This window comes from Staphylococcus sp. EG-SA-2, from assembly GCF_017152085.1.
Window position 1 is genome coordinate 1 of record NZ_JACYHC010001129.1, and the last position, 698, is coordinate 698.

Consider the following 698-nt stretch of genomic DNA (forward strand, 5'->3'; position numbering starts at 1 on the left):
ATACTTGGCTTTATTAAGTTCTTTTCAAGTTTATTCACTGGTAATTGGCGAGGTGTTTGGGACGGTATTGTGATGATACTAAAAGGCACTGTGCAGTTAATTTGGAATTTAATACAACTGTGGTTTGTAGGTAAGATTCTAGGTGTTGTTAGATACTTTGGTGGATTGCTTAAAGGTTTAATATCCGGTATCTGGGGTGTTATCAAAGGTATTTTCACAAAATCATTATCTGCAATTTGGAATGCAACGAAAAGTATTTTTGGTTTCTTATACAATAGTGTTAAATCTATTTTCACTAATATGAAAAACTGGTTATCTAGTACGTGGAATAATATCAAAAGCAATACCGTCGGCAAGGCTCATTCGTTATTTACGGGTGTAAGGTCTAAATTCACAAGTTTATGGAATGCGACGAAAGATATATTTACTAAATTAAGAAATTGGATGTCAAACATCTGGAACTCTATTAAAGATAACACGGTAGGTATAGCGGGTCGCTTATGGGATAGAGTGCGTAACATCTTTGGAAGCATGCGTGACGGTTTAAAATCTATCATTAGTAAAATTAAAGATCATATCGGTGGTATGGTAGACGCTGTTAAAAGAGGTCTTAATAAATTAATTGAAGGTTTAAACTGGGTCGGTGGTAAGTTGGGTATGGACAAAATACCGAAGTTACACACTGGTACTGAACATAC

At 35.0% G+C, this 698-nt stretch carries 1 protein-coding gene; it reads left to right on the forward strand.

The window, feature by feature from the left end; all coding sequences use genetic code 11:
- A partial coding sequence (locus tag IDG60_RS18845) for a phage tail protein (protein ID WP_481906109.1) occupies positions 1–698 on the forward strand: 698 nt, incomplete at both ends.